19 protein-coding genes are annotated in these 19,729 nt (G+C 55.3%); 7 read left to right on the top strand and 12 right to left on the bottom strand.

The features are described from left to right. The first annotated feature begins 9 nt into the window (after positions 1-9). From B4923_RS09860 to B4923_RS09845, 4 genes are all read left to right on the top strand, one after another. On the top strand, positions 10-831 hold the full coding sequence (locus B4923_RS09860; RefSeq protein ID WP_109054172.1) for an ABC transporter permease: 822 nt from the start codon (positions 10-12) through the stop codon (positions 829-831). A gap of 243 nt (positions 832-1,074) precedes the next feature. Then, positions 1,075-1,809 carry an SDR family NAD(P)-dependent oxidoreductase gene (locus B4923_RS09855; protein WP_109054171.1) on the top strand — a complete coding sequence of 245 codons (735 nt, stop codon included), beginning with the start codon at positions 1,075-1,077 and terminating at the stop codon, positions 1,807-1,809. Further along, positions 1,802-2,899 (top strand): phosphotransferase, encoded by a 1,098-nt coding sequence (locus tag B4923_RS09850; protein ID WP_245929537.1) that lies wholly within the window; start codon positions 1,802-1,804, stop codon positions 2,897-2,899. Before B4923_RS09855 ends, B4923_RS09850 begins: the two co-directional genes overlap by 8 nt. 26 nt (positions 2,900-2,925) lie before the next feature. Further along, entirely contained in the window at positions 2,926-4,221 is a 1,296-nt protein-coding gene (locus tag B4923_RS09845) for an aspartate aminotransferase family protein (protein ID WP_109054256.1), read from the top strand. 172 nt (positions 4,222-4,393) lie between these two features. Here B4923_RS09845 and B4923_RS09840 read toward each other — a convergent pair whose 3' ends face one another. The 12 genes from B4923_RS09840 to sctW all read right to left on the bottom strand — a co-directional run bounded on the left by B4923_RS09840 (position 4,394) and on the right by sctW (position 16,077). After that, the gene (locus tag B4923_RS09840) at positions 4,394-4,897 is read right to left on the bottom strand and encodes a DUF1543 domain-containing protein (protein ID WP_109054169.1); all 504 of its coding nucleotides are present in this window, start codon (positions 4,895-4,897) and stop codon (positions 4,394-4,396) included. Positions 4,898-5,663: 766 nt separating this feature from the next. Further along, positions 5,664-6,743 (bottom strand): type III secretion system export apparatus subunit SctU, encoded by a 1,080-nt coding sequence (gene sctU, locus B4923_RS09830; protein WP_109054168.1) that lies wholly within the window; start codon positions 6,741-6,743, stop codon positions 5,664-5,666. 14 nt (positions 6,744-6,757) lie between these two features. Beyond that, positions 6,758-7,558: a type III secretion system export apparatus subunit SctT gene (sctT, locus tag B4923_RS09825; protein WP_109054167.1), complete on the bottom strand. Its 801-nt coding sequence runs from the start codon at positions 7,556-7,558 to the stop codon at positions 6,758-6,760. Between the two features lie 9 nt (positions 7,559-7,567). Then, complete coding sequence (gene sctS / locus B4923_RS09820) at positions 7,568-7,828, bottom strand: type III secretion system export apparatus subunit SctS (RefSeq protein ID WP_109054166.1); 261 nt, start codon at positions 7,826-7,828, stop codon at positions 7,568-7,570. A gap of 8 nt (positions 7,829-7,836) precedes the next feature. Continuing rightward, positions 7,837-8,490 (bottom strand): type III secretion system export apparatus subunit SctR, encoded by a 654-nt coding sequence (gene sctR, locus B4923_RS09815; protein WP_109054165.1) that lies wholly within the window; start codon positions 8,488-8,490, stop codon positions 7,837-7,839. Continuing rightward, positions 8,487-9,560, bottom strand: a complete 1,074-nt coding sequence (gene sctQ / locus B4923_RS09810; RefSeq protein WP_109054164.1) for a type III secretion system cytoplasmic ring protein SctQ — start codon at positions 9,558-9,560, stop codon at positions 8,487-8,489. Before sctQ ends, sctR begins: the two co-directional genes overlap by 4 nt. Continuing rightward, entirely contained in the window at positions 9,557-10,081 is a 525-nt protein-coding gene (locus B4923_RS09805) for a type III secretion system HrpP C-terminal domain-containing protein (protein WP_109054163.1), read from the bottom strand. Before B4923_RS09805 ends, sctQ begins: the two co-directional genes overlap by 4 nt. Continuing rightward, positions 10,078-10,515, bottom strand: coding sequence for a type III secretion protein (locus B4923_RS09800; protein WP_109054162.1), 438 nt, complete (start codon positions 10,513-10,515; stop codon positions 10,078-10,080). The genes B4923_RS09805 and B4923_RS09800 overlap by 4 nt, the downstream gene beginning before the upstream one ends. Next, positions 10,505-11,875 carry a type III secretion system ATPase SctN gene (sctN, locus tag B4923_RS09795; RefSeq protein WP_109054161.1) on the bottom strand — a complete coding sequence of 457 codons (1,371 nt, stop codon included), beginning with the start codon at positions 11,873-11,875 and terminating at the stop codon, positions 10,505-10,507. The genes B4923_RS09800 and sctN overlap by 11 nt, the downstream gene beginning before the upstream one ends. Continuing rightward, positions 11,876-12,820 (bottom strand): FHA domain-containing protein, encoded by a 945-nt coding sequence (locus B4923_RS09790; RefSeq protein ID WP_109054160.1) that lies wholly within the window; start codon positions 12,818-12,820, stop codon positions 11,876-11,878. Between the two features lie 9 nt (positions 12,821-12,829). Further along, positions 12,830-14,932, bottom strand: coding sequence for a type III secretion system export apparatus subunit SctV (sctV, locus tag B4923_RS09785; protein WP_109054159.1), 2,103 nt, complete (start codon positions 14,930-14,932; stop codon positions 12,830-12,832). Beyond that, complete coding sequence (gene sctW / locus B4923_RS09780) at positions 14,929-16,077, bottom strand: type III secretion system gatekeeper subunit SctW (protein WP_109054158.1); 1,149 nt, start codon at positions 16,075-16,077, stop codon at positions 14,929-14,931. Before sctW ends, sctV begins: the two co-directional genes overlap by 4 nt. A 297-nt stretch (positions 16,078-16,374) precedes the next feature. On the opposite strand from sctW, the gene B4923_RS09775 reads away from it, so the two are divergent. The 3 genes from B4923_RS09775 to B4923_RS09765 all read left to right on the top strand — a co-directional run bounded on the left by B4923_RS09775 (position 16,375) and on the right by B4923_RS09765 (position 19,208). Next, positions 16,375-16,920: an RNA polymerase sigma factor gene (locus B4923_RS09775; RefSeq protein WP_245929535.1), complete on the top strand. Its 546-nt coding sequence runs from the start codon at positions 16,375-16,377 to the stop codon at positions 16,918-16,920. A gap of 144 nt (positions 16,921-17,064) precedes the next feature. Then, complete coding sequence (locus B4923_RS09770; protein ID WP_109054157.1) at positions 17,065-18,534, top strand: PAS domain-containing sensor histidine kinase; 1,470 nt, start codon at positions 17,065-17,067, stop codon at positions 18,532-18,534. A 32-nt stretch (positions 18,535-18,566) separates the two neighbouring features. Beyond that, a complete protein-coding gene (locus B4923_RS09765; protein WP_109054156.1) occupies positions 18,567-19,208 on the top strand; it encodes a response regulator in 642 nt (213 codons plus the stop codon). Positions 19,209-19,729 lie beyond the last annotated feature (521 nt).

Raw genomic sequence — 19,729 nt, 5'->3', positions numbered from 1 at the left:
GAAACGAAAATGAGACAACAAGGTGAAGTGGTTATCCGCTTGTGGAATACCTTTTTTAATTTCTATGGGGCGGCCATGTTGTTATTTCTGGTCGTGCCTGTATTGGTGATTGTACCGCTCTCTTTCAACGCGGGGTCGTTTCTGAGTTACCCGCTGACCGGATTTTCCCTGCGCTGGTATCACGAGTTCTTCAACTCCAGCGCATGGTTGGGCGCATTGGGCAACAGCCTGTTGATTGCGCCGCTGGCAACGTTGCTGGCGACGGTGCTTGGCGTTTTGGCCTCGGTGGGATTGGTGCGCGGCGAGTTTCGCGGTAAATCGCTGGTGATGGCGGTGCTGATATCCCCCATGATCGCACCGGTGGTGATTGTGGCGGTGGGGATGTTTTTCTTCTTCGCCAAGTTATCGCTGCTGAATAGCTACACGGGACTGGTGCTGGCGCATGCCATGCTGGGGGTGCCGTTTGTGGTGATTACGGTTACCGCGGTGCTGAAAAACTATGACCAGAATCTGACCCGCGCGGCGGCGAATCTGGGCGCGCCGCCGCTGCTGGCATTTCGCAAGGTAACGTTCCCGCTGATAGCGCCGGGCGTTTTCTCCGGTGCGCTGTTTGCGTTCGCGACATCGTTTGATGAAGTGATTGTCACGCTGTTTCTGGCCAGCCCGCGTCAGCGCACGTTGCCGTTACAGATGTTTGCCGGCATCCGTGAGAATCTGGACCCAACGATAGCGGCCGCGGCATCGATGATGGTGGGGGCCGCACTGATCTTGCTGGTGGTGATGGAGATTCTGCGCCGTCGTTCTGAGCGTTTGCGGAGCGGACGCGGATAGCGCCCTGGCGGTTTAGAAAAACAGAGGGCATTGTGGAAGAGGACGTTGTGGAAAGTTTCGTGCGCCGTCCCTTTCGACATTAGTGCATGCGCCCGATCGGGGGCGGCTCAGTCGCCGCCCCTGGAACCCAGACTTTTGACGGAAAAGACATGTTTATTGCTGAACCTCGTTTCAGCTTTTTTTAGGTGATTTTTTATGATGCATCAAACACCAATGCATCAAGTATCCGAGGGGTCACATGTTATGACTGAGCAAAAGACACTACTGCTGACCGGGGCCAGCCGGGGAATTGGGCATGCTACCGTAAAACATTTTCATGCTGCGGGTTGGCGGATATTTACCGCTTCGCGCCAGAGTTGGGTTGAGGACTGCCCGTGGGCGGAAGGGCTGCTAAATCATATTCATCTTGATTTGGAAGATATCGATAGCCTGCAACAGACGTTGCCGCTGATTAAGGAAAAGCTGGCGGGACGGCTCGACGCTCTGGTGGATAACGCGGGCATTTCGCCTAAAGGCGAGGGGGGACGTCGTCTTGGCGTGCGCGACACCGACTATGCGACCTGGCTGCGGGTCTTTAATATGAACCTGTTTTCCTGCGCACTGCTGGCGAATGGGCTGTTTGATGAGCTGAAAGCCGCGCAAGGAAGCGTCATTAACGTCACATCCATTGCCGGTTCCCGCGTTCATCCGTTTGCCGGAGCGGCCTATGCAATATCAAAAGCCGCACTGTCTGCGCTGACGCGTGAAATGGCCTTCGATTTCGGACAGCATGGCGTGCGGGTCAATGCCATTGCGCCGGGCGAAATTGAAACCTCGATTCTGTCTCCCGGCACGGGGGAAATCATCGAACGGCAGGTGCCGATGCAGCGTTTGGGAAAACCGGAGGAAGTCGCCAGCCTGATTTATTTCCTGTGTACCGCGGGGGCATCGTATGTCAACGGCGCGGAAATTCACGTCAATGGAGGTCAGCATGTCTGAATGGCCGATGGTGAATCAGTCGTTGCTTTCGTCGAATGATGAGATGTTTATCGACGATGACCTGATGACGCAGTCTGTCCCACAGGTATCCTGCCAGCAGGCGGCGGATGTCGCGCTGCAACTGTATGGCATTCGAGGCGAAATCAAACTGCTGCAAGGCGAACGCGATCTGAACTTCTGTCTGACCGTTTCGCCTGAGCAACGCTACATGCTGAAAGTGATTAATGCGGCGGAATCGGCCGAAGTCAGCCATTTTCAGACGTCACTGTTGCAACACATTGCACGGCAGGCGCCGGATTTACCGATTCCCCGGGTGATCATGACGCGTGACCGGCGGGCCGAACCTATCATCGAGATTGCGGGCATACCGCTGAGAGTCCGTCTGGTCGGCTATCTTGAAGGGACGCCGCAGCATCAGGCTTTCCCGTCCGTGGCGTTAATGCATAATCTGGGGGAAATGCTGGCGCGGCTGGATCGGGCGCTGGGCAATTTTACCCACCCGGCGGCAAATCGTTCACTGCTGTGGGATATCAGTCGGGCGGAGCAGGTGCGTCCTTACCTGACATTCGTACAGGATGCGCAGCAACGTCAGTGTATCAACCGCATTTTCGAACGGTATGACGAGTTTGTCGCACCGGCGTTAATCTCGCTGCGTCGCCAGACCATCCATAACGATCTCAACCCGTATAACGTGCTGGTCAATACGCGGCATCCGACGTTGGTGGCGGGCGTTATTGATTTTGGCGATGCGCTGCATGCGCCATTGGTCTGCGAACTGGCGACGGCGCTGGCCTATCAGATCGGCGACGGCGCCGACCCGTTTGAATACGCGGTCCCGTTTATTACGGCGTATCACCAACAACTGCCGCTGACGACCAAAGAAATAGCGCTGTTGCCGGATCTAATCGCCATGCGAATGGTGCTGACCATGATCATTGCGCAATGGCGCGCGTCACTCTATCCCGCCAATCGGGATTATCTGCTGCGCAATCTGCCGCGCTGCTGGCGCAGCCTGAATAAAATGGCCAATTATTCCTACGAACAGTGCTTCTCAAGGTTGCAACAGGCCTGCTATCAGGAAGGAGTATGAAACCGATGACCAGTCCACATAAAATAATGTCGCAGGAAACCGCGTCACAAAAAACGGCAGACGGTAATGCGCTGCTGTCCCGTCGTCAGCGGGTACTGGGTAGCGGATACCGCCTGTTTTACGAGCAGCCGTTGCATGTGGCCCGTGGCGAAGGGGTCTGGCTATTTGACCATCAGGGAAATCGCTACCTGGATGTTTATAACAACGTGGCGTCTGTCGGCCATTGCCATCCGGCGGTAGTTGAGGCGATCGCCAGACAAAGTGCGACATTGAATACGCACACCCGTTATCTGCACCACGCCATTATCGATTTTGCCGAAGATTTACTGACGGAATTCCCGGCTGAGCTGAATAACGTCATGTTTACCTGTACGGGGAGTGAAGCCAACGATTTGGCGCTGCGCATTGCCCGGCACGTCACCGGCGGCAGCGGCGTATTAGTCACCCGCTGGGCATATCATGGAGTAACCAGCGCGCTGGCCGAAGTTTCTCCATCATTGGGGAGCGGCGTGCCGCGAGGCGATCACGTCAGATTGATTGACGCGCCCGATCAATATCGTCGTCCCGGGGCATTTATCGCCAGCATTGAATCAGCGCTCGCGACAATGGAACAGGCCGGCATCCGACCTGCGGCGTTGTTAATGGATACCATTTTTTCCAGCGACGGGGTGTTCTGCGCGCCAGAAGGCGAGATGGCGCAGGCGGCGGCGCTTATCCGTCAGGCCGGAGGACTGTTTATCGCCGATGAGGTTCAGCCGGGATTTGGCCGTACCGGCGAGACGATGTGGGGTTTTGCCCGGCATGGCGTCGTGCCCGATCTGGTGAGTCTGGGCAAACCGATGGGCAATGGTCACCCCATCGCGGGGCTGGTCGGGCGGTCGGCACTGTTCGAGGCGTTTGGCCGCGAGGTGCGTTACTTCAATACCTTCGGCGGCAACCCGGTATCCTGTCAGGCGGCGCACGCCGTGCTGCGGGTGATTCGGGAAGAGCAACTACGGCAGAATGCGCAGCGGGTAGGCGATTATTTGCAGCAAGGTCTGACGCAACTGGCGCAGCATGTTCCCCTGCTGGGTGATATCCGTGCCTACGGCCTTTTCATTGGCGCCGAACTGGTGACGGATCGGGAGCATAAACAGCCGGCCAGCGCACAGGCCGCGCAAGTGGTGAATGAGATGCGTCAACGCGGCGTGCTGATCAGCGCCACCGGCCCGGCGGCCAACATACTGAAAATTCGTCCGCCTTTGGTATTCAGGGAAGAACATGCGGATGTGTTCCTGAATACGTTAAGCGATGTGTTGATGTTACCGGCGATACGGCGGTGATTTACCGCCCCGGGCTGTGGATTTCGGCGGACGAGGCTCATCCCTGAGCGTGTGGTTGTCGTCACCGCGTCGCCAACGTCACCGCATCATGCTAGGGTGCTGCCAGAAACGCTTCCCGCAGGACTTCCGCGCCATTAGGAATGGTGCGATGGTGTTTTATTGTCGAGTAGGTTTACTGGCCGATAGGTAAATAACCTTGCCATTCAGGCATATAGTGTTCTCCATCAGGACTTTCCTCCAGATGAAGGTAATAATCTCCCACTTTTTCCAATAACAGGCAGTCATCGACATCTTTCAGATTATCTTTGTGCTGATGCACGGCATGACACAAGAGCGTCTCCAGCGCTTTGGCTTTGGCCTCGCTGGCATGCTCCGCGACGAAAAGATCGAATTCATGCAGTTCTGCCAATGAGTCGGAGCGATAACCGCCGACGTTAACGAAAAATAACCGCTTTTTGCCGGAGTAGGGCTCTGCCGACAGGGATATTTTGTATCCATCGGCCCAATTGATGATGGCGTAGCCATCCAGATGAATTTTATCTTTATCTCCAAACCAGGCGCTCCGCAGCAACGGCCAGGCGTCTTCAGGCGTATTTACGGCGGCAAACTGAATATCATGCACTTCGATATTCGATTTCCCCGCATTCCCACCAACATAAAACATATATAATTTCATCGCGTTACCATGCATAGTTGATCAGCGTTATATAAATGATTGCATAATGATGCCGGGCGGACAAGAAGCCGAGTGTGGTTGAAGGTCAGGAGGTAAAACGGGAGTTAAGGGATAGAATACGACTTGGGACTATCTACCTTTTTTGAACTGAAAAATAAATGGTGTTCTCAGCATCGTTCTGAATGATATTAACAATGTCGTCGTTTTTTCTCCAGAACTCATTTTTATCATTTTCACTCCATATTTTATCTTCATATCTTTGAAATCCCAGACTTTCAATATAGTTAACCAGTTCTGATTTGCGGGTTAGGTTAACCGTCGAAAAGATAATACGGTTAGTCTTTGGCGTTGTGCCATCCGGTGAATCATAATAAATAATGTAATTATCTGAAATAAATGGCATTTTCTTTATTTCATTAAATGTGAATATATTATATTTAATATAATCGCTTTTCGTATATGAAAAACTGACATTGACGAATAGGATAGGAATTGTTAACACGAGCCCCAAAAAAACAACAATAAAAATTGTTTTTATAAAATTATTCAATCTCAATGCCAACATTTCTCTCTACCCCAACATTATAATAAGAGATTGCTGACAAAGTTGCCGGTGAGCCTGAGGTACACGGGGCGAGGCGTTGTAATCGTTAATCTCATCCCTGTGTTTTCCCTATAAAACGCCACATGGTAAGGCGAGCCCCAAAAGGGGCGAGTAAAATCTAACTTTGTCAATGGTCTGATTAAGGTCTTGCATTTAGCGCCGCTACTCCATCTCGATAATCTCATTTTTCGCATCATCTTCCAACTGGCGCAAAACGCGGTAAACCTGCGCCACGGCTTGCAGCGTTTCGCGTGGAATATAATGGCCTTCCGGCGTGCTGCGGTAAAGCGTGCGGGTCAGCCAGATAAAACGGACGATCGGGATATCGGCCTGTTGGGCCTGCGCAATAAATTGGCGGGCCTGCTTATTCTCGGCTTTACAGACGATGCGCGGTAAAGGCGTTTCCCCCGGTCGATAGTAAAGCGCCACCGCATAGTGGGTGGGGTTGACCAACAGCAGATCGGCGTCTTCCACGCGTCCTTTCGGACGCGCCGACACCGGCTGATTCAGCAACTCGTGCGCCATGGATTTCCGGTGGCCTTTCATGTGCGGGTCGCCTTCAGAATTCTTGTGCTCGTTGCGTAAATCCTGATGGCTCATGCGCTGCTGTTTGAGAAAAAAGTATTTTTGCAGGCCGAAATCCATCACCGAGAGTACCAGCAGTGCCGTGAGCGTGGTGCGGGAGATCCGGGCCAACAGGGCTTTCACCCCTTGCCAGAATCCGTTCAGGTCGCCATAAGCCAATTCCACTAATGCTTCCAACTCTGGCGCCACGACGTTATAAAACACGCTTCCGATAACGATAGCTTTCAGGATGTTGGTCAACATTTCCGTCAGCTTACGCATGGAGAACATCTGTTTGATTTGATTAATCGGATTTAATCGGTTCAGATCGAGCTTTAAGGCTTCGGTGGCAAATAACGGGCCATACTGAATCCAGCCGCCGACAATACGCAGCAACACGGCGATCGCCGCCGCCGTCAGGCAGAACAGCATCGCCAGCGTGGCGGCATCGTGGAATATCTCTTTAACCGCCAGACCAAATGGCGCATCCAGCCGTTGCAACGGTAACTGTATCAACGCCTGCAACTTGCCCATGGTGCTGTCTGCCAGCGCCAGTACGCACTCGATCAGCCCCACACAAATCAGCAGCTTGGGCACATCCTGACTTTGCCCGACTTCCCCTTTGCGTCGCGCATCTTCAAGCTTTTTCTCGGTGGGTTTTTCGGTTTTTTCACTCATCGATAATCGCTCGGTTAGTTTCCCGGTTGGTGAAAAATAAGGGGTAAAAGGTGTTTCAAATCCGGTAGGGCCAGTATTTTCTGCTCGCCCAGATAGTGCAGAACCGGCAGGTAAACAATAAAAAATGCCATGCCGACCAGACATTTGGCTGGAATGGATAAGATGAACACCTGTAACTGCGGGCTGTAGAGGCTGAGCAGTGAAATGCTGAATTCCAGCAACAGCAGCAGCGAGACCAGCGGACCGGCATAGATCACCAGATGGGTGAAGGTGTCAGCCAGCAGTTGCAGGTAAACCTCAAATCCGGGTGCGCCGGGGGCAGGCAGCCAGGCGAGCGCGGGCCACAGACGATAGCTGTCCCACAGCAGTTGAGTCAGCCCGGTAATACCAAGGCTGATGATCAGCAGCAGGATAATCATTTGCTTGAGCAGATGACCGATCGGCGTACTGTCCGAACCCAGCGCCGGGTTGAGCTGGCCGCCCATCAGCGCGCCGCGTTGGTTATCGAACAACGCGCCCACGGATTCGAACAGCCAGAACGGCATCGCCAGTATCAGGGCAATCAACAGCCCGACAACCACTTCCTTTAACAACAGCCCCGGCAACATTGGCCATGAAAGCGGCGTTTGCAGCAGTTGCTGCTGGATAACCGGCGCGGGTAAGAGCGTCAGGGCGATCACCACCGCATTGCGCAGCATGCCCTTCAGCACGTTCAGCGAAAACGCCGGAACCAGAATAAAACACGGGTAAATGCGCGCGATCCCAAGCGTGATGGCAATAATAAAATCATAGATATGCTGGATGGTGGCGATCATGCGCGCTCCTCAGACTCCGGTATGTTGAATCATGTTGAACGCGGCGATCGCCAACTGCATCAGTTCGACGCCAATCCAGCGGCCGGAGAGCGCCAGCGCGATCCCGACGGAAATCAGTTTGATGGCGAACGGCAGCGTTTGGTCCTGTAGCTGCATAACGGCCTGCAACAGCGAAATCAGGACGCCGACAGTCACGGCGACCAGCAGCGGCGGCGCAGACAGCAGTACCACCATCACCATGGCCTGTCGGAAAAGGGTAATAATTTCCATGGATGTCCTCACAGATAGCTGTAAAAAAGGCCGTCCAGCAAACGCGTCCAGCCGTTGACCAGCACAAACAGCAGCAGCTTCAGCGGCAGAGAAAGCGTCATCGGCGCGACCATCTGCATGCCCAGCGCCAGCAGAACATTCGAGACGATCAGGTCGATGACAATGAACGGGATGTAGATCAGGAATCCTATTTTGAACCCCGCTTGCAGTTCGGATAGGACGAACGCCGGGATCACCAGCAGCAGGTTTTGTGTATTGACGTTCTCCGACAGCGAGGCAGGCCACATGCGCAGGCTGTTTTCATGTAAATGGGTGAGAATATCCGGGTCGGTATTATGCGCCATAAAGGTTTGCAGGGGCGTCAGCGCGTAGGTGGCGCTCTCCTGTAGCCCCGTGATATCGGTCATATCCAGCGGTTTTTCCTGAACGCGCTTGGTGATGTCCTGAAAAACCGGGGCCATAACAAACAGGGTGGCGGCGAGGGCGATGCCGTACAACGCCATATTCGGCGGCACCTGCTGCACGCCGATGGCGTTACGCGTAATCAGCAGCACGATGGCGATCTTCAGAAAGCAGGTGCAAACAATCATCATGAGCGGGATTAGCGATAGCGCGCCTAAAAACAGCGCGAACATCAACGGATCGAATCCTCCGGACGTCATTGTGCCGACTCCTTCAGCGCCGTCGCCGCGTCCAGTCCCGTCAGCCGCCGGGTGATCTGCAAGCCCAACTTTCCTTCCACATCAACCAGTTCGCCCTGCGCCAGCGGCAAGTCGCCGTGATAGAGCCACGCTTCACCAGGCACGATGTGGTTTAACGTCAATACCGCGCCGTGGGTCAGTCTTTGTAACGTCGGCAGCGTCACGGTAACGTCGCCACAGCGGATATGCAGCGTGATCGGCAGCGATGGCAGCGGCGCAATTGAAGCGTTGTTTTCAGATGCCTTTTCAGTGACGTTGTCACCGGTAATGGCAGGATTTTCTGGTGTCGGAGCATCAAAGGCGGTGTTCACGGGAGCGTTCTCCATGTCAGTGACCGTAAAGTGGTAAGGGGCCAGTCCATTCAGTTGCAGCATGCCGTGCAAACGCCACGGGGGCAGCATCAGCGTCCCCTGACCTGAAGGTGAAAAATAGGGATGGCTCGGCAGAATCAGATCGCCGGCGCGTATATGCCGCAGCGCCTCTGAGGTCAGAACGACCTCAGCCAGAATCAGCGGGGCGGTGATCGTGAATGGCGGCGGGAGAGCGGTATAGGCGTACTGCCAGCCTGCGCGAGAAAGCAGCGCCAGCCAGGTGGTTGAGGATGCGATCATCTGGCTGCGAACGCGGATACCGCCCCAGCTGACGGTCAGCCAGACGGTGACCACATCGTGGTATGCCACGGGGGCGATACCCGGCTGAATCTCGCCCATCACGGCATGTATTGACGGGCTAAGCGACTGATTATAGAGCGTCCAATACCACGCATGAGACGGCGCGGCGGCGTTATCGATCGGCAACAGCGGGCAGTCGGCCAGCAGACTTACCGGTGAAGGATCGGAAAGCGCGAATGCGCCATGATCGCAGCGCCAGTCGCTGGTTGTCTCGCGCGGCTGGCCCTCAGCCAAATGCAAATGCAGCGTACCGGCCTGATGCTCGCGGGAAAAAGGCAGCGTCGCGCCCGCGGCCAGCTGCCGTCTGACGTCGGCCTGCCCGGCGCTCATGGCGGGCAGCGTTAGCGGCCGAATACTCATCGGCAGGATTCCCTGACGTCGAAATTCAGATTAACCGGACAGCCCAACGCATCGGACAGGGCGCGACGGCATGATTCCCGCCGATCTTTTAAGCCCAGATAGCTTTCCCGGCTGAACCGTAACGAGATATCCCAGCCGCGCGGCGCCAACGTCGCCAGCCGGGCATCAATATCCCCCAACTGCGGGAGTTGCAGGCTGAATGAAAACGGCGGATAGCCGATGTTATCCAGCGCCTCCAGCAGTTCACACTGTAAGGGCGGCCACGACGACGGCGTTACATATTGGGCGCTGGCGCCGTGATCTTTGGGTATGACGGGGGTAAAAGGCGTCAGGCCGGCGATCGGTAAATGGTTCGGCGCCTCCTGCTGTACCGCCTGCTCAAAACCGTCGGAAAACGTAAAAGCCTCCCAAAAATTACCGTGAAGACCGTCATCGGGCAGCCGTGCGGATTTACTCCGTTGGGCGCTAAAAAGCGCTTGGGGCGCCGCGGTTTCGGGTGAAGACGTCAGTCGATTGTTCATGGGCTCTCCTGAGGTAGCGTTAGCAGAAATTCCAGTTTCTCGACGGCTTTCTGACACCGGCGCGTCGTCTGCCGGGCGGTCTCAACCTGTTGTTGCTGGTCCCGGTGTTGTTGCAGGCTTGCCTCATGCTGCCGGGTTTCCGTTTCCATGGCGTGCAGCAGTCGCTGTTCGTCCGCCAGCCGTTTTTTCAGATTGTCCAGCGACTGTTGACGTCCCTGTACCTGATGGGTAAATGCGGATCGCTGTCGCTGACAATCCTGCTGCAACGCCGCCAGCTGCTGCTGATGCGCCAGAGACTGCTTTTCAATTCGGGTCAACGCCAGCGTTTCCTGCCTCAACTGCCGTTCGCTGCGGCTGAGGCGTTGGCGGCGTATTGGCAACAGCAGATTGAGCGTGGTCTGCAACTCGTTGGGTTCGCTGTGGTCATGAGGCATAGGCGCTGACTCCGGTTAACTGCTGCCGGATGTCGTCATACGGCATGGGATCGCGCATCGACTGGCGCAGAAATCGGGTGATTTCCGGGTGGGCGTTGACCGCCGCATCGGTCAGGGCATCGTGACCGGGCTGATATTCCCCCAGCCGAATCAGCATTTCGACCTGCTTGTAAGCGGCCATCAGGCGGCGGATCGCGTTGGCATGCTGCTGATGCGCCGAATCCACGACATTGCTCATGGTGCGGCTCAGGCTGGCCAGCACATCGATCGCGGGATAATGCCCCTGTTCCGCCAGTCGTCGGGTGAGCACGATGTGGCCGTCAATCAGCGAACGAACTTCATCAGCTACCGGATCGTTCATTGAGTCCTGTTCAATCAGCACGGAATAGAGCGCCGTGATGGCCCCGTCCCGCGTTTGTCCGGCACGTTCCACCAGCCGGGGCAACAGGGTATAAACCGAAGGCGGCAGCCCGCCGCGTCCCTGCGGCTCGCCGAGGGCCAGACCAATTTCACGCTGGGCGCGGGCAAAACGAGTCAGCGAATCGATGATCAGCAGCACCTGTTTCCCGGCGGCGCGGTATGCTTCGGCGATGGCGGTGGCCGTGAAGGCGGCGCGCGCGCGCTCCATGCTGCTGCGGTCGGATGTGGAGCAAACCAGTACGGTGCGGCTGCGCAATGCGTCATCCAGCTCATGGTCGAGAAATTCACGGAGTTCGCGACCACGCTCGCCGATCAGACCGAAAACAATGGCGTCACAGGGGGTATTACGCGCCAGTTCCGCCAGTAAGGTGGTTTTCCCACAGCCTGCGCCCGCAAAAATGCCAACGCGCTGGCCCTGACCGATCGTCAGCAAACCATCCACGGCCCGTAATCCGGTGGGCAGGGGCGAGCTGATCCGTGGACGCGCCGTCGGCGGCGGCGCGTCGCCCAACACCGGCACGGCGTTATCGTGCCAGATGCCGGGCTCGACAAAGGCGCTTTTCCCGCCGTCTTCCAGCGCCCGGCCAAAGCCGTCCAGGACACTGCCAAACAGCGCGTCGGAAACCTGAATGCAGTGCGGCTGATACAAGGGCGTCACAATCGCGCCCTGAGCGATACCATCCAGTGCCCCCAGCGCGGATAAAAAAGTGTTATCCGGGCTGAAACCCACGACCTCCGCCATCATCTGGCTGCCATCTTTACGGGCAATGAGGCACAGATCGCCAATGCGCGCCTGCGGTAAACCACACTCCAGCAGGATGCCGCTGACGGCCAGCACGCGTCCTTTCAGCTCGACCGGCGCGTAGTTGGATAAATGACGCTGCTGTTGCTGAACCCAACCGGCGATCAGTGGAAAGGGCGTGATTGTTTGTGTTTGCATTTACCAATTCACCTTTATCTGCTGTTTGCCGCTGAATTCGATTTGATGTTCGTCAATGCTCACCAGACGCAGACTGTCGATTTCATCCCCGACAAAAAAACGCCGGCCGTCAGCGGTGACCACGTTGGCGCGCGATCCGCCGGTGACTTGTACAATCTGAAACGGCAATTGTTCCGTTTTCAGCTGGGTGCGGTTATCGATGGTTAACGCGGTTCTATAACGTTGGTGGAGTTGGACGAGCATCCGTTCCAGTTTTTTTTGTGCGTCAGGCGTTAACTGTCCCGTCAGGGTGATGCGATCGTGGTTATTGGCGGCCAGTTTCACCACCTCGCCCAGTTCGCGCTCCCGCAACATGGTGCGCAGCACGCTATCCAACTGTGACAGGGAGCCAAGGGTGAGGCGGGTATCCTGCGGCGAAGGCGCGGAAGGCATCGCGACGCTTTCCTGCAATTGCCAACTGCCGATCATCACGAGCAGCAGCAGACTGAGCAGCAGATAACAACCCTTTGCCCACAGCGGTAAATGCGTGGAGGACGGGGAGCGCGGTGCGGGGAGCGTCTCCGGGACTGCGGATTCTACCGGCGCATCTTCCGTTTCTGCGTCGGTTGATAGCGCAGACGCGTCTTCGTCCGGCCAGGGGGTATCGGCGGCAACAACGCAAAGCCAGATTTGACCAACGGCAAAAGGGGCGCCGGGCGGCAAGGCGTCAACCTCGGCGACGGCATGTCCTTCCGCATTACACAGCGGGCCTTCCAGCGCGCAGAGGGTCCAGATCCTGTCCGCCGTATCCGATCGGCTCATTTTCAGTTGGCAGTGATATGGTCTGATCCCCGGATCGTAAAGCACCAGATCGGCATCGTCCGCGGCGCCCACCAGCCAGGATGAACCGCTCAAGGGCAGCACGGCACCGCGATGTAAACCTGTCAGCACGCGTAACTCAAACATATTTTTTTCCTATGCGCTAAAGGGATCGCTGGTCTGGTACAGATCAAGCCGTCCGATGACGCTGATCGACAGATTGGATTCCAGCTCGGTGAATGACAGCACCGGGACATGGTGGAATTCGTCTTGCAACAGCGTCCGCAAAGGGCTGCGGAGATCCTGCGCGACCAATACCAGCCCGGAGGACGATGAAAAAGGGGGAAACGCCAGCCTGAGTTGTTCCAGCAGCGTGGCGGCATAGTCCTGAGCCAGGGCGAAAAACGTTTCGTTTTGCGTTTGGCGCAGCGAGTCACGCAGCAGTTCTTCACTTTCCGGCGTCAGCAACCAGACGCGCAGGCTGTTTTGCTGGCTGTACTGGTGACAAATTTGTGATTTCAGCGCCAGCCGCACGTAGTCGGTCAACACATGAATATCCCGTTCATGCTGGCCCACTTCGATCAGCGCTTCGGCAATCGGACGCACGGAGCGTAACGGAACGCGTTCGGACGCCAGCCGTTGCAATACGCTGGCAAAACGCGAGAGCGGCATGATCCGCTGTAACTCCTGCGCCAACTCGGGCTGTTCGCTCTCCAGCCAGGTCAGAATGGATTTGGTTTCCTGTAGACCAATGAACTGCGCGCCGGTGCGGTGAATGGCGTGTTCCATCCGGGTAAGAATGAGCTGCTCCGCCGACCAACAGATCGGTTCATCTTGCTGTAGCGCCTGATGAGTCTGCGGCAGCCACAGCCAGTGATGCTCTTCCCGCAACGCCGGGCCCGGCTCATGTTCGCTCCGCGTTTGCTCGTCGGTCGATGCAATCGCGACGGCCAGTTGGTCGGCGGCGAATGTGGCTCTGACGTAGGGAATTTCATATACGCAGAATTGAAACTCGTCTTCCGCCAGCCGGTCACTGAAATCAATATCAAATGAGGGCAGCGTGAAGCCAAACTGATAGACCAGCCGGTTACGCAGACGGCGAATATTCTGGATCAGGGAGAGTGTGGCGGGTTTCCCCTGCCAGACGGGATGAAAAAGCAGCAGGTAGGCGCGGGTGGGATTGAAACGCCGCAAGTCCTGATAGCCATTTTGTTCCGCAGGCAGATTGTCGGCTTCCAACTGGCTTTCGTTCAGCAACCCCTGTTGCTTGATGCGCCAGAGTTGAAACAGACCGCTGCCCAGCGAGGCGAGACTGATCATAATAAACACCGTGGTCGGCATACCGGGCAACAGGGCAAAGCCGAACATCCCGATGGCGGAGATAATCCAGGCTTTGGGTTGGCTGGTCAGTTGCTCGGCGATTTCCCGGCCGATATTGGCGTCAACCTGCTGTCCGTCTGCCGAAACCCGGGTGATGATCATCCCGGCAGTTAAAGAGATCAGCAGCGCGGGGATTTGGGCAATCAGTCCGTCGCCGATGGTGAGCACCGAATAGACATGCACCGCATCCGACGCCGCCATATTGTGTTGCAGCACGCCGATGGCAAAACCGCCGATCATGTTGATAAACACAATCACCAGCGAGGCAATGGCATCGCCTTTGACAAATTTCATCGCCCCGTCCATGGCGCCGAACAGCTGGCTTTCCTTGGCCAGATTTTCACGCCGCTGGCGCGCCTGATGGGCTTCAATCAGCCCGGCCCGCAGATCGCTGTCGATAGACATCTGTTTTCCGGGCATGGCGTCGAGCGTAAAACGCGCGGCGACCTCAGCCACCCGCTCGGAACCCTTGGTAATCACCAGAAAATTCACCACGGTCAGAATCAGGAAGATCACCAGCCCTACCGCCAGATTGCCGCCGACTACGAAGTTACCGAATGCTTCCACGATGTGCCCGCCATCCTGTTGCAGCAGAATCTGACGCGTCGTGGAAATGGACAACGCCAGCCGGAACATGGTGGTTAACAGCAGTACCGCAGGGAAGGTCGAGAAGGCCAGCGGTTTGGGCAGATACATCGCCAGCACGATTAACAGTGAAGAAATACAGATGTTGAAGGCGATCAGTACGTCAATCAACCCCGTCGGCAGCGGAATAATCATCATGAACACAATCGACATGACGATAATGGCGCCCACCACTTCAGAGCGTTGCATCGCGCTTAAGGCAATGCGGTTTAGCCAGACGATCAGCAGATTCATGCCGTCCCCTTATCAGGCGAACGCGCCGCCTGATGTTTTTCATATTGCGCCAGATCGCCGATCAGTCCGCGGATCAGCTGAAGCGCGGTTTGCCGGTTTTTGGCATCGCGCCACAGCGGCTGGGGCAATCCGCTGACCAGCGGTAACAGCGCATTGAAAAACAGCGTTTGATGTTGCGGCTGCGTACCCGCCACTTCCCGCCCGAGATTATGCAGATCGCGGGCATAGGCGCCGTTGGCGCTCAGTCCGATTAATCGGCGGGTTAACTCAACCGCGCCCAGCGTAAACGCGGGGACTTTCGTCTTCAGATGGTCGAGCATCGCCTGACTGGATGACAGCGTATGGCTAAGGTGCCTGGAGTCATGGAGATTGTTGAGCATTTTGCTCAATACCGACTTGGAAATCGACGGCGCCATCGAGGCGATATCCGCCGCCAGCGCGCGCTGCAACGTTCTCAAGCCGATCGAAAAGGAGGCGGCGTCAAAACGTTCGAGCAAGGCATCGAGCAGGGCGCTGGCCGATTGTTGTTGCACAATTTTCTGATAATAGAGCTCCCGCATGGCCTGCTTCTGTTCGGGCTGGGTGCTGAACAGTGAAATCGCGGCGGCCGTATTCAACCCCGCCCGGACTTCAGGACCTTTTTCCTCATGCAGTCGTTGCAGCGCCTGCTCGGCGGCCGCCGCCACTTCCGGCGCGTGTGGTGACGACTGGCTGCGCAGATGTCGCAGCAGGATGTCGCCGCGTGCCGGATCATTCCCCGCCGCGAGCAGAATGTCGTTCAGCGACGGCGCAGGCGTACTCAGCAGCAGGCCGCGCATACGATCAAGCTGTTGATCCAGCGTGCTTTGTGATGGATTTTCCAGCATCCGGAACAGTTCGGTCAGTTTTTCAATTCGCTCGACGTTGGCGGTGGTCCGCGTTTCCGGCTGAGCGATATGGCGGCGGTTCAGCGATTTACTTCTACGCTCGGCCTGTTCACCGAATGCCATGGTGATCTCTTCCATTGACGTCGAGAGGGCGGCGCCGGGAGGCTCATGATGCGGCACGGTTTTGTGAGAAGCTGATGCGGCGACAGGGTCATCATCCATGGTGACGGAAGGCGGTACTGGCGTAGTGGCAGGCGTAACGCCTGGGATTTTGATCATGGTGGTGTCCTGCGTAAATCAACAAAGTGTTGTTGTGTGGCAGGAAGGCGCCGTGGGTTCCACATATCGCGTCGTTTGACGAACGCGCGAAATAAAACAAATGGTATAAATGAAATACCATTTTAACTATTGCAATAACTTGCAAAATCACGGATTTTTTCTGGCAAAGAATGGCGTAAAAATGAATGCCGTCAAGTTTAAATCGTTTTAAATCAATGAAATAAAATTCATTTCGAACTGGCACATCGCTTGCTCTACCGTTCGCGCCAATAGGGGCAAATCAACGGAGAGTAAGAAATGGATATGTTCAACCTGACGCCTGCCGAACACCTCAACGCAACCTACCCGGTAACATCTGTCGACTGGGAACGGGTGTTCCGGCAACATGGACAGAAATTGCGCAATTTCATCCGCAAGCGTGTCAGCAATCATGATGATGTCGAGGATTTACAGCAAATGACCTATCTGGAAGTGCTTAAGCACAAAGACAACTTTGCGGGCGCGTCCCGTCCGGAAACCTGGGTGTTCGGCATCGCCCTCAATCTGGTGCGTAACTATTTCAAACAGGCCCGGTTGCGTTCCAATGAAATGGGGGATGAATTGCTGGAGCATATCGCGGTGGATGCCGATCCCAGCATTATCACAGAGAGTCAGCGGGCGCTGAAGCGAGCGATTGACGCCATGGCGCACTTATCGGATGACACCAGCCAGATGCTGTTGCAACTTCTTGATTCGGATACCAGCTATCAGGATCTGGCGCAGCAGTTGAATATTCCGATTGGCACCGTCCGTTCCCGATTGTCGCGCGCCCGGGGCATGATTCGTCAGGCGGTGGATGCCTGATCGTATCCCCAAGACAGATAAAAGCGTGAATCCAACGATATCAATGTATCGTCGCGGTTTTTTTTCTGTCCATACTCCTGTGAAGTTCGGAACACCCGCACGGCAACCGCCGTGCGGGTGAGTTAATTCAGCAAGGAGATGGCCATGATGTTTACCCAATCTTTTCGATCGGATTCCCAAAAGCAGGTCCCCAAGCTTGAACTGGTGGACTTCGCGTTCAGCCGAATTAAGGACGCGATTTATATCGTGGATGAGGAGGAGCGTTTTTGCTATGCCAATAAAGCGGCTTGCCAGATATTAGGCTACAGCACGGCGGAGTTTATGCGGCTCAGCGTGGCGGATATTGATCCCCAATGGTCCGACCGGCGGTTGCAGACTTCGTGGTGGCTGGAATATGAATCCGACATGGGCATTACCTTCGAGGCACAACATAAGACCCGGTATGGGATGACTATTCCGGTGGAAGTCAATTTGACGCATTTCAGACATAAAGGACGTGGCTACAGTATGTGTGTAGTAAGAGACATCAGGGAACGTAAACATATTGAACAACTGGCTCATGCACGGGAGCAGGAGTTTCGTGCGTTGGTTGAAAATACGCCGGATCTGATTCTTCGCTTTGATCCGCAAATGAACTGCCTGTATGCCAATCCCGCGACCCTCAATCATCTGGATTTTACCATCGAGCAGCTGCGTGGTCGGTTGCTTACCGAACTGATGCCGGGAGCGGGATGCGCGGTACGAATGGAACAGTTGGTTAAACAGGTGGTGGATACACACAGCCGCGTGGAAGGCGAGCTGATCGAGGAGCAGGGCAAGGGGGATCACCGGCATCAGTCGATTAACCACATTCGCTGTGTCCCCGAGTTTGACCAATATGGTGAACTGGTGTCCATTCTCACCGTCGGTCGTGATATTACCGCCATACGCTATGCGGAGAAAAAGCTGGAAGCTTCGCATATGCAATTGCGGCTACTGGCGCGCCAGCGGGAAATTTCCCGTGAAGAGGAACGCAAGCATATTGCGCAGGAAATTCATGATGAACTCGGGCAGCATCTCACCACGATCCGCATGAGCCTGTCGCTGATGCGCATGCGTTTTGCCAAAGAAAATCCGATGATGCAGGAACAATTGCAGAATCTGATGCAGCTGGCGGATCAAACCATTCAGGTCGTGCGCAATGTGTCTACCCGGCTGAGACCCAATGTGCTGAACATGGGGTTGACGCCGGCGCTGGAATGGCTGTGTGACGAATTCAACCGGCACTATAAAGTGAACTGTCAGCTGAAAACGGTGGGTCCCCGGGTGGTGCTCACTGATGAAAGCGCCACGGCGGCATTTCGCGTGGCGCAGGAGTCGCTTACCAACGTGGCGCGCTACGCCGAAGCCTCGCAGGTCTGGGTGACGCTGGATAATCAGGGGAGTCAGGTGGTGATCCGCATTCAGGATAACGGCAAAGGATTTGATGTCGGTATCAACAGTCAAAATGCGTTTGGCCTGATGAGCATGAAAGAACGCGGCCGCATGCTGGGAGGGAAAGTCATCATCGAGAGTAAGCCAGGAGAGGGTACGCAGGTGCAGCTTACGTTCCCCAGGGACGGCGATGTTCGCTGAAGTGGAAAAAACAGGCAAAAGAGGAATGGGTAATGTGCAAACAGATACGTTTAATGATCGCGGATGACCACGTCATCATGCGTGAAGGGCTCAAGCAAATTTTTGCATTGGATGACACGCTGAGCGTGGTCGCAGAGGCCGGAAACGGAACGGAGGTGTTGAGTCAACTGCGCAGTCATGCCATTGATGTTCTGCTATTGGACATGAGTATGCCGGGGATCAGCGGAGAGGCGCTGATACTGCGTATTGTCGCGCAGTATCCCCAATTGCCAATTCTGGTGCTCAGCATGTACAGCGAGGCGCAAATCGCGCAGCACGCGTTGAAGAGCGGAGCCAGAGGTTATATCACCAAAGACAAAGATCCGGAGGCGCTGCTGTCCGCGATCCGTCGTGTGGCCCAGGGCGCCCGGTATATCGACCATACCATCGCGGAACAGCTGGTTTTTTCCCACTGTGGCGAATCCGTCCGTGATGAACACGAGATTCTGACGCCGCGCGAACGGCAGATCATGATGATGTTCGCACAGGGAATGGGCATCAACACCATTGCCAGCGAACTGGTCATCAGTAATAAAACGGTCAGCACCCACAAGGCCCGGCTGATGGAGAAAATGCAGTTCAGCACCAATGCGGAAATTGTCAGGTATGTGCTCAGCAAAGGGCTGATAGCGTAAAGATATTGAATGTATCCTTTTCGGAAAGGGGCGGCAGTGCGCTAATGCCGATCGTTTAAGCGAACAGCATTAGCCGCATAAGCGGCCCCTTTTCCTTCCGAAGCCGCAGGCTAAAGCATGCCTGTCCTTGTCGGCGTGCCGTCATAACGTCTTATTGTTCAGTCCTGATGCAGTGTTTGCTATGCCGGTCATTTTCATATTCTGAAAAACATTTTACGATTTATTTTACCTATCATTACGATATCATTTAACGAATGAAATTTTAATTAATTGTTTTTATTGTGTTTTATTTTTCATTGGTCAGATTTTCCCTACAAGACTCTCCGCAATTCCTACTTGATGTTCAGCGATGGCTGATGGTTTCATTGTTAATTAACAGTAATGTTTGTCAGCGTGCCATTATCAATAAACCGGGACGAGGGAAGCACCCGGCATGGTAGGGACAGGATGGCAAAACCATAAGCAGCTTACGGAAGGTATATACCCGGCCGATGACACGTCGGCGAGTATAAAATTAGCCC

Source organism: Brenneria roseae subsp. americana (assembly GCF_003115815.1).
Classification (GTDB): Bacteria; Pseudomonadota; Gammaproteobacteria; order Enterobacterales; family Enterobacteriaceae; genus Brenneria; species Brenneria roseae.
This window is presented reverse-complemented; position numbering and strand designations above follow the sequence as displayed.

Coding starts and splice junctions, on each gene's coding strand:
- B4923_RS09845 (WP_109054256.1), top strand. CDS start 2,926: ATGTCGCAGGAAACCGCGTCACAAAAAACGGCAGACGGTAATGCGCTG.
- B4923_RS09765 (WP_109054156.1), top strand. CDS start 18,567: ATGTGCAAACAGATACGTTTAATGATCGCGGATGACCACGTCATCATG.
- sctS (WP_109054166.1), bottom strand. CDS start 7,828: ATGGAAATTATTACCCTTTTCCGACAGGCCATGGTGATGGTGGTACTG.
- sctN (WP_109054161.1), bottom strand. CDS start 11,875: ATGCAAACACAAACAATCACGCCCTTTCCACTGATCGCCGGTTGGGTT.
- B4923_RS09840 (WP_109054169.1), bottom strand. CDS start 4,897: ATGAAATTATATATGTTTTATGTTGGTGGGAATGCGGGGAAATCGAAT.
- B4923_RS09790 (WP_109054160.1), bottom strand. CDS start 12,820: ATGTTTGAGTTACGCGTGCTGACAGGTTTACATCGCGGTGCCGTGCTG.
- B4923_RS09855 (WP_109054171.1), top strand. CDS start 1,075: ATGACTGAGCAAAAGACACTACTGCTGACCGGGGCCAGCCGGGGAATT.
- B4923_RS09850 (WP_245929537.1), top strand. CDS start 1,802: ATGTCTGAATGGCCGATGGTGAATCAGTCGTTGCTTTCGTCGAATGAT.
- B4923_RS09860 (WP_109054172.1), top strand. CDS start 10: ATGAGACAACAAGGTGAAGTGGTTATCCGCTTGTGGAATACCTTTTTT.
- B4923_RS09775 (WP_245929535.1), top strand. CDS start 16,375: ATGGATATGTTCAACCTGACGCCTGCCGAACACCTCAACGCAACCTAC.
- B4923_RS09770 (WP_109054157.1), top strand. CDS start 17,065: ATGATGTTTACCCAATCTTTTCGATCGGATTCCCAAAAGCAGGTCCCC.
- sctU (WP_109054168.1), bottom strand. CDS start 6,743: ATGAGTGAAAAAACCGAAAAACCCACCGAGAAAAAGCTTGAAGATGCG.
- B4923_RS09800 (WP_109054162.1), bottom strand. CDS start 10,515: ATGCCTCATGACCACAGCGAACCCAACGAGTTGCAGACCACGCTCAAT.
- B4923_RS09805 (WP_109054163.1), bottom strand. CDS start 10,081: ATGAACAATCGACTGACGTCTTCACCCGAAACCGCGGCGCCCCAAGCG.
- sctW (WP_109054158.1), bottom strand. CDS start 16,077: ATGATCAAAATCCCAGGCGTTACGCCTGCCACTACGCCAGTACCGCCT.
- sctR (WP_109054165.1), bottom strand. CDS start 8,490: ATGACGTCCGGAGGATTCGATCCGTTGATGTTCGCGCTGTTTTTAGGC.
- sctT (WP_109054167.1), bottom strand. CDS start 7,558: ATGATCGCCACCATCCAGCATATCTATGATTTTATTATTGCCATCACG.
- sctV (WP_109054159.1), bottom strand. CDS start 14,932: ATGAATCTGCTGATCGTCTGGCTAAACCGCATTGCCTTAAGCGCGATG.
- sctQ (WP_109054164.1), bottom strand. CDS start 9,560: ATGAGTATTCGGCCGCTAACGCTGCCCGCCATGAGCGCCGGGCAGGCC.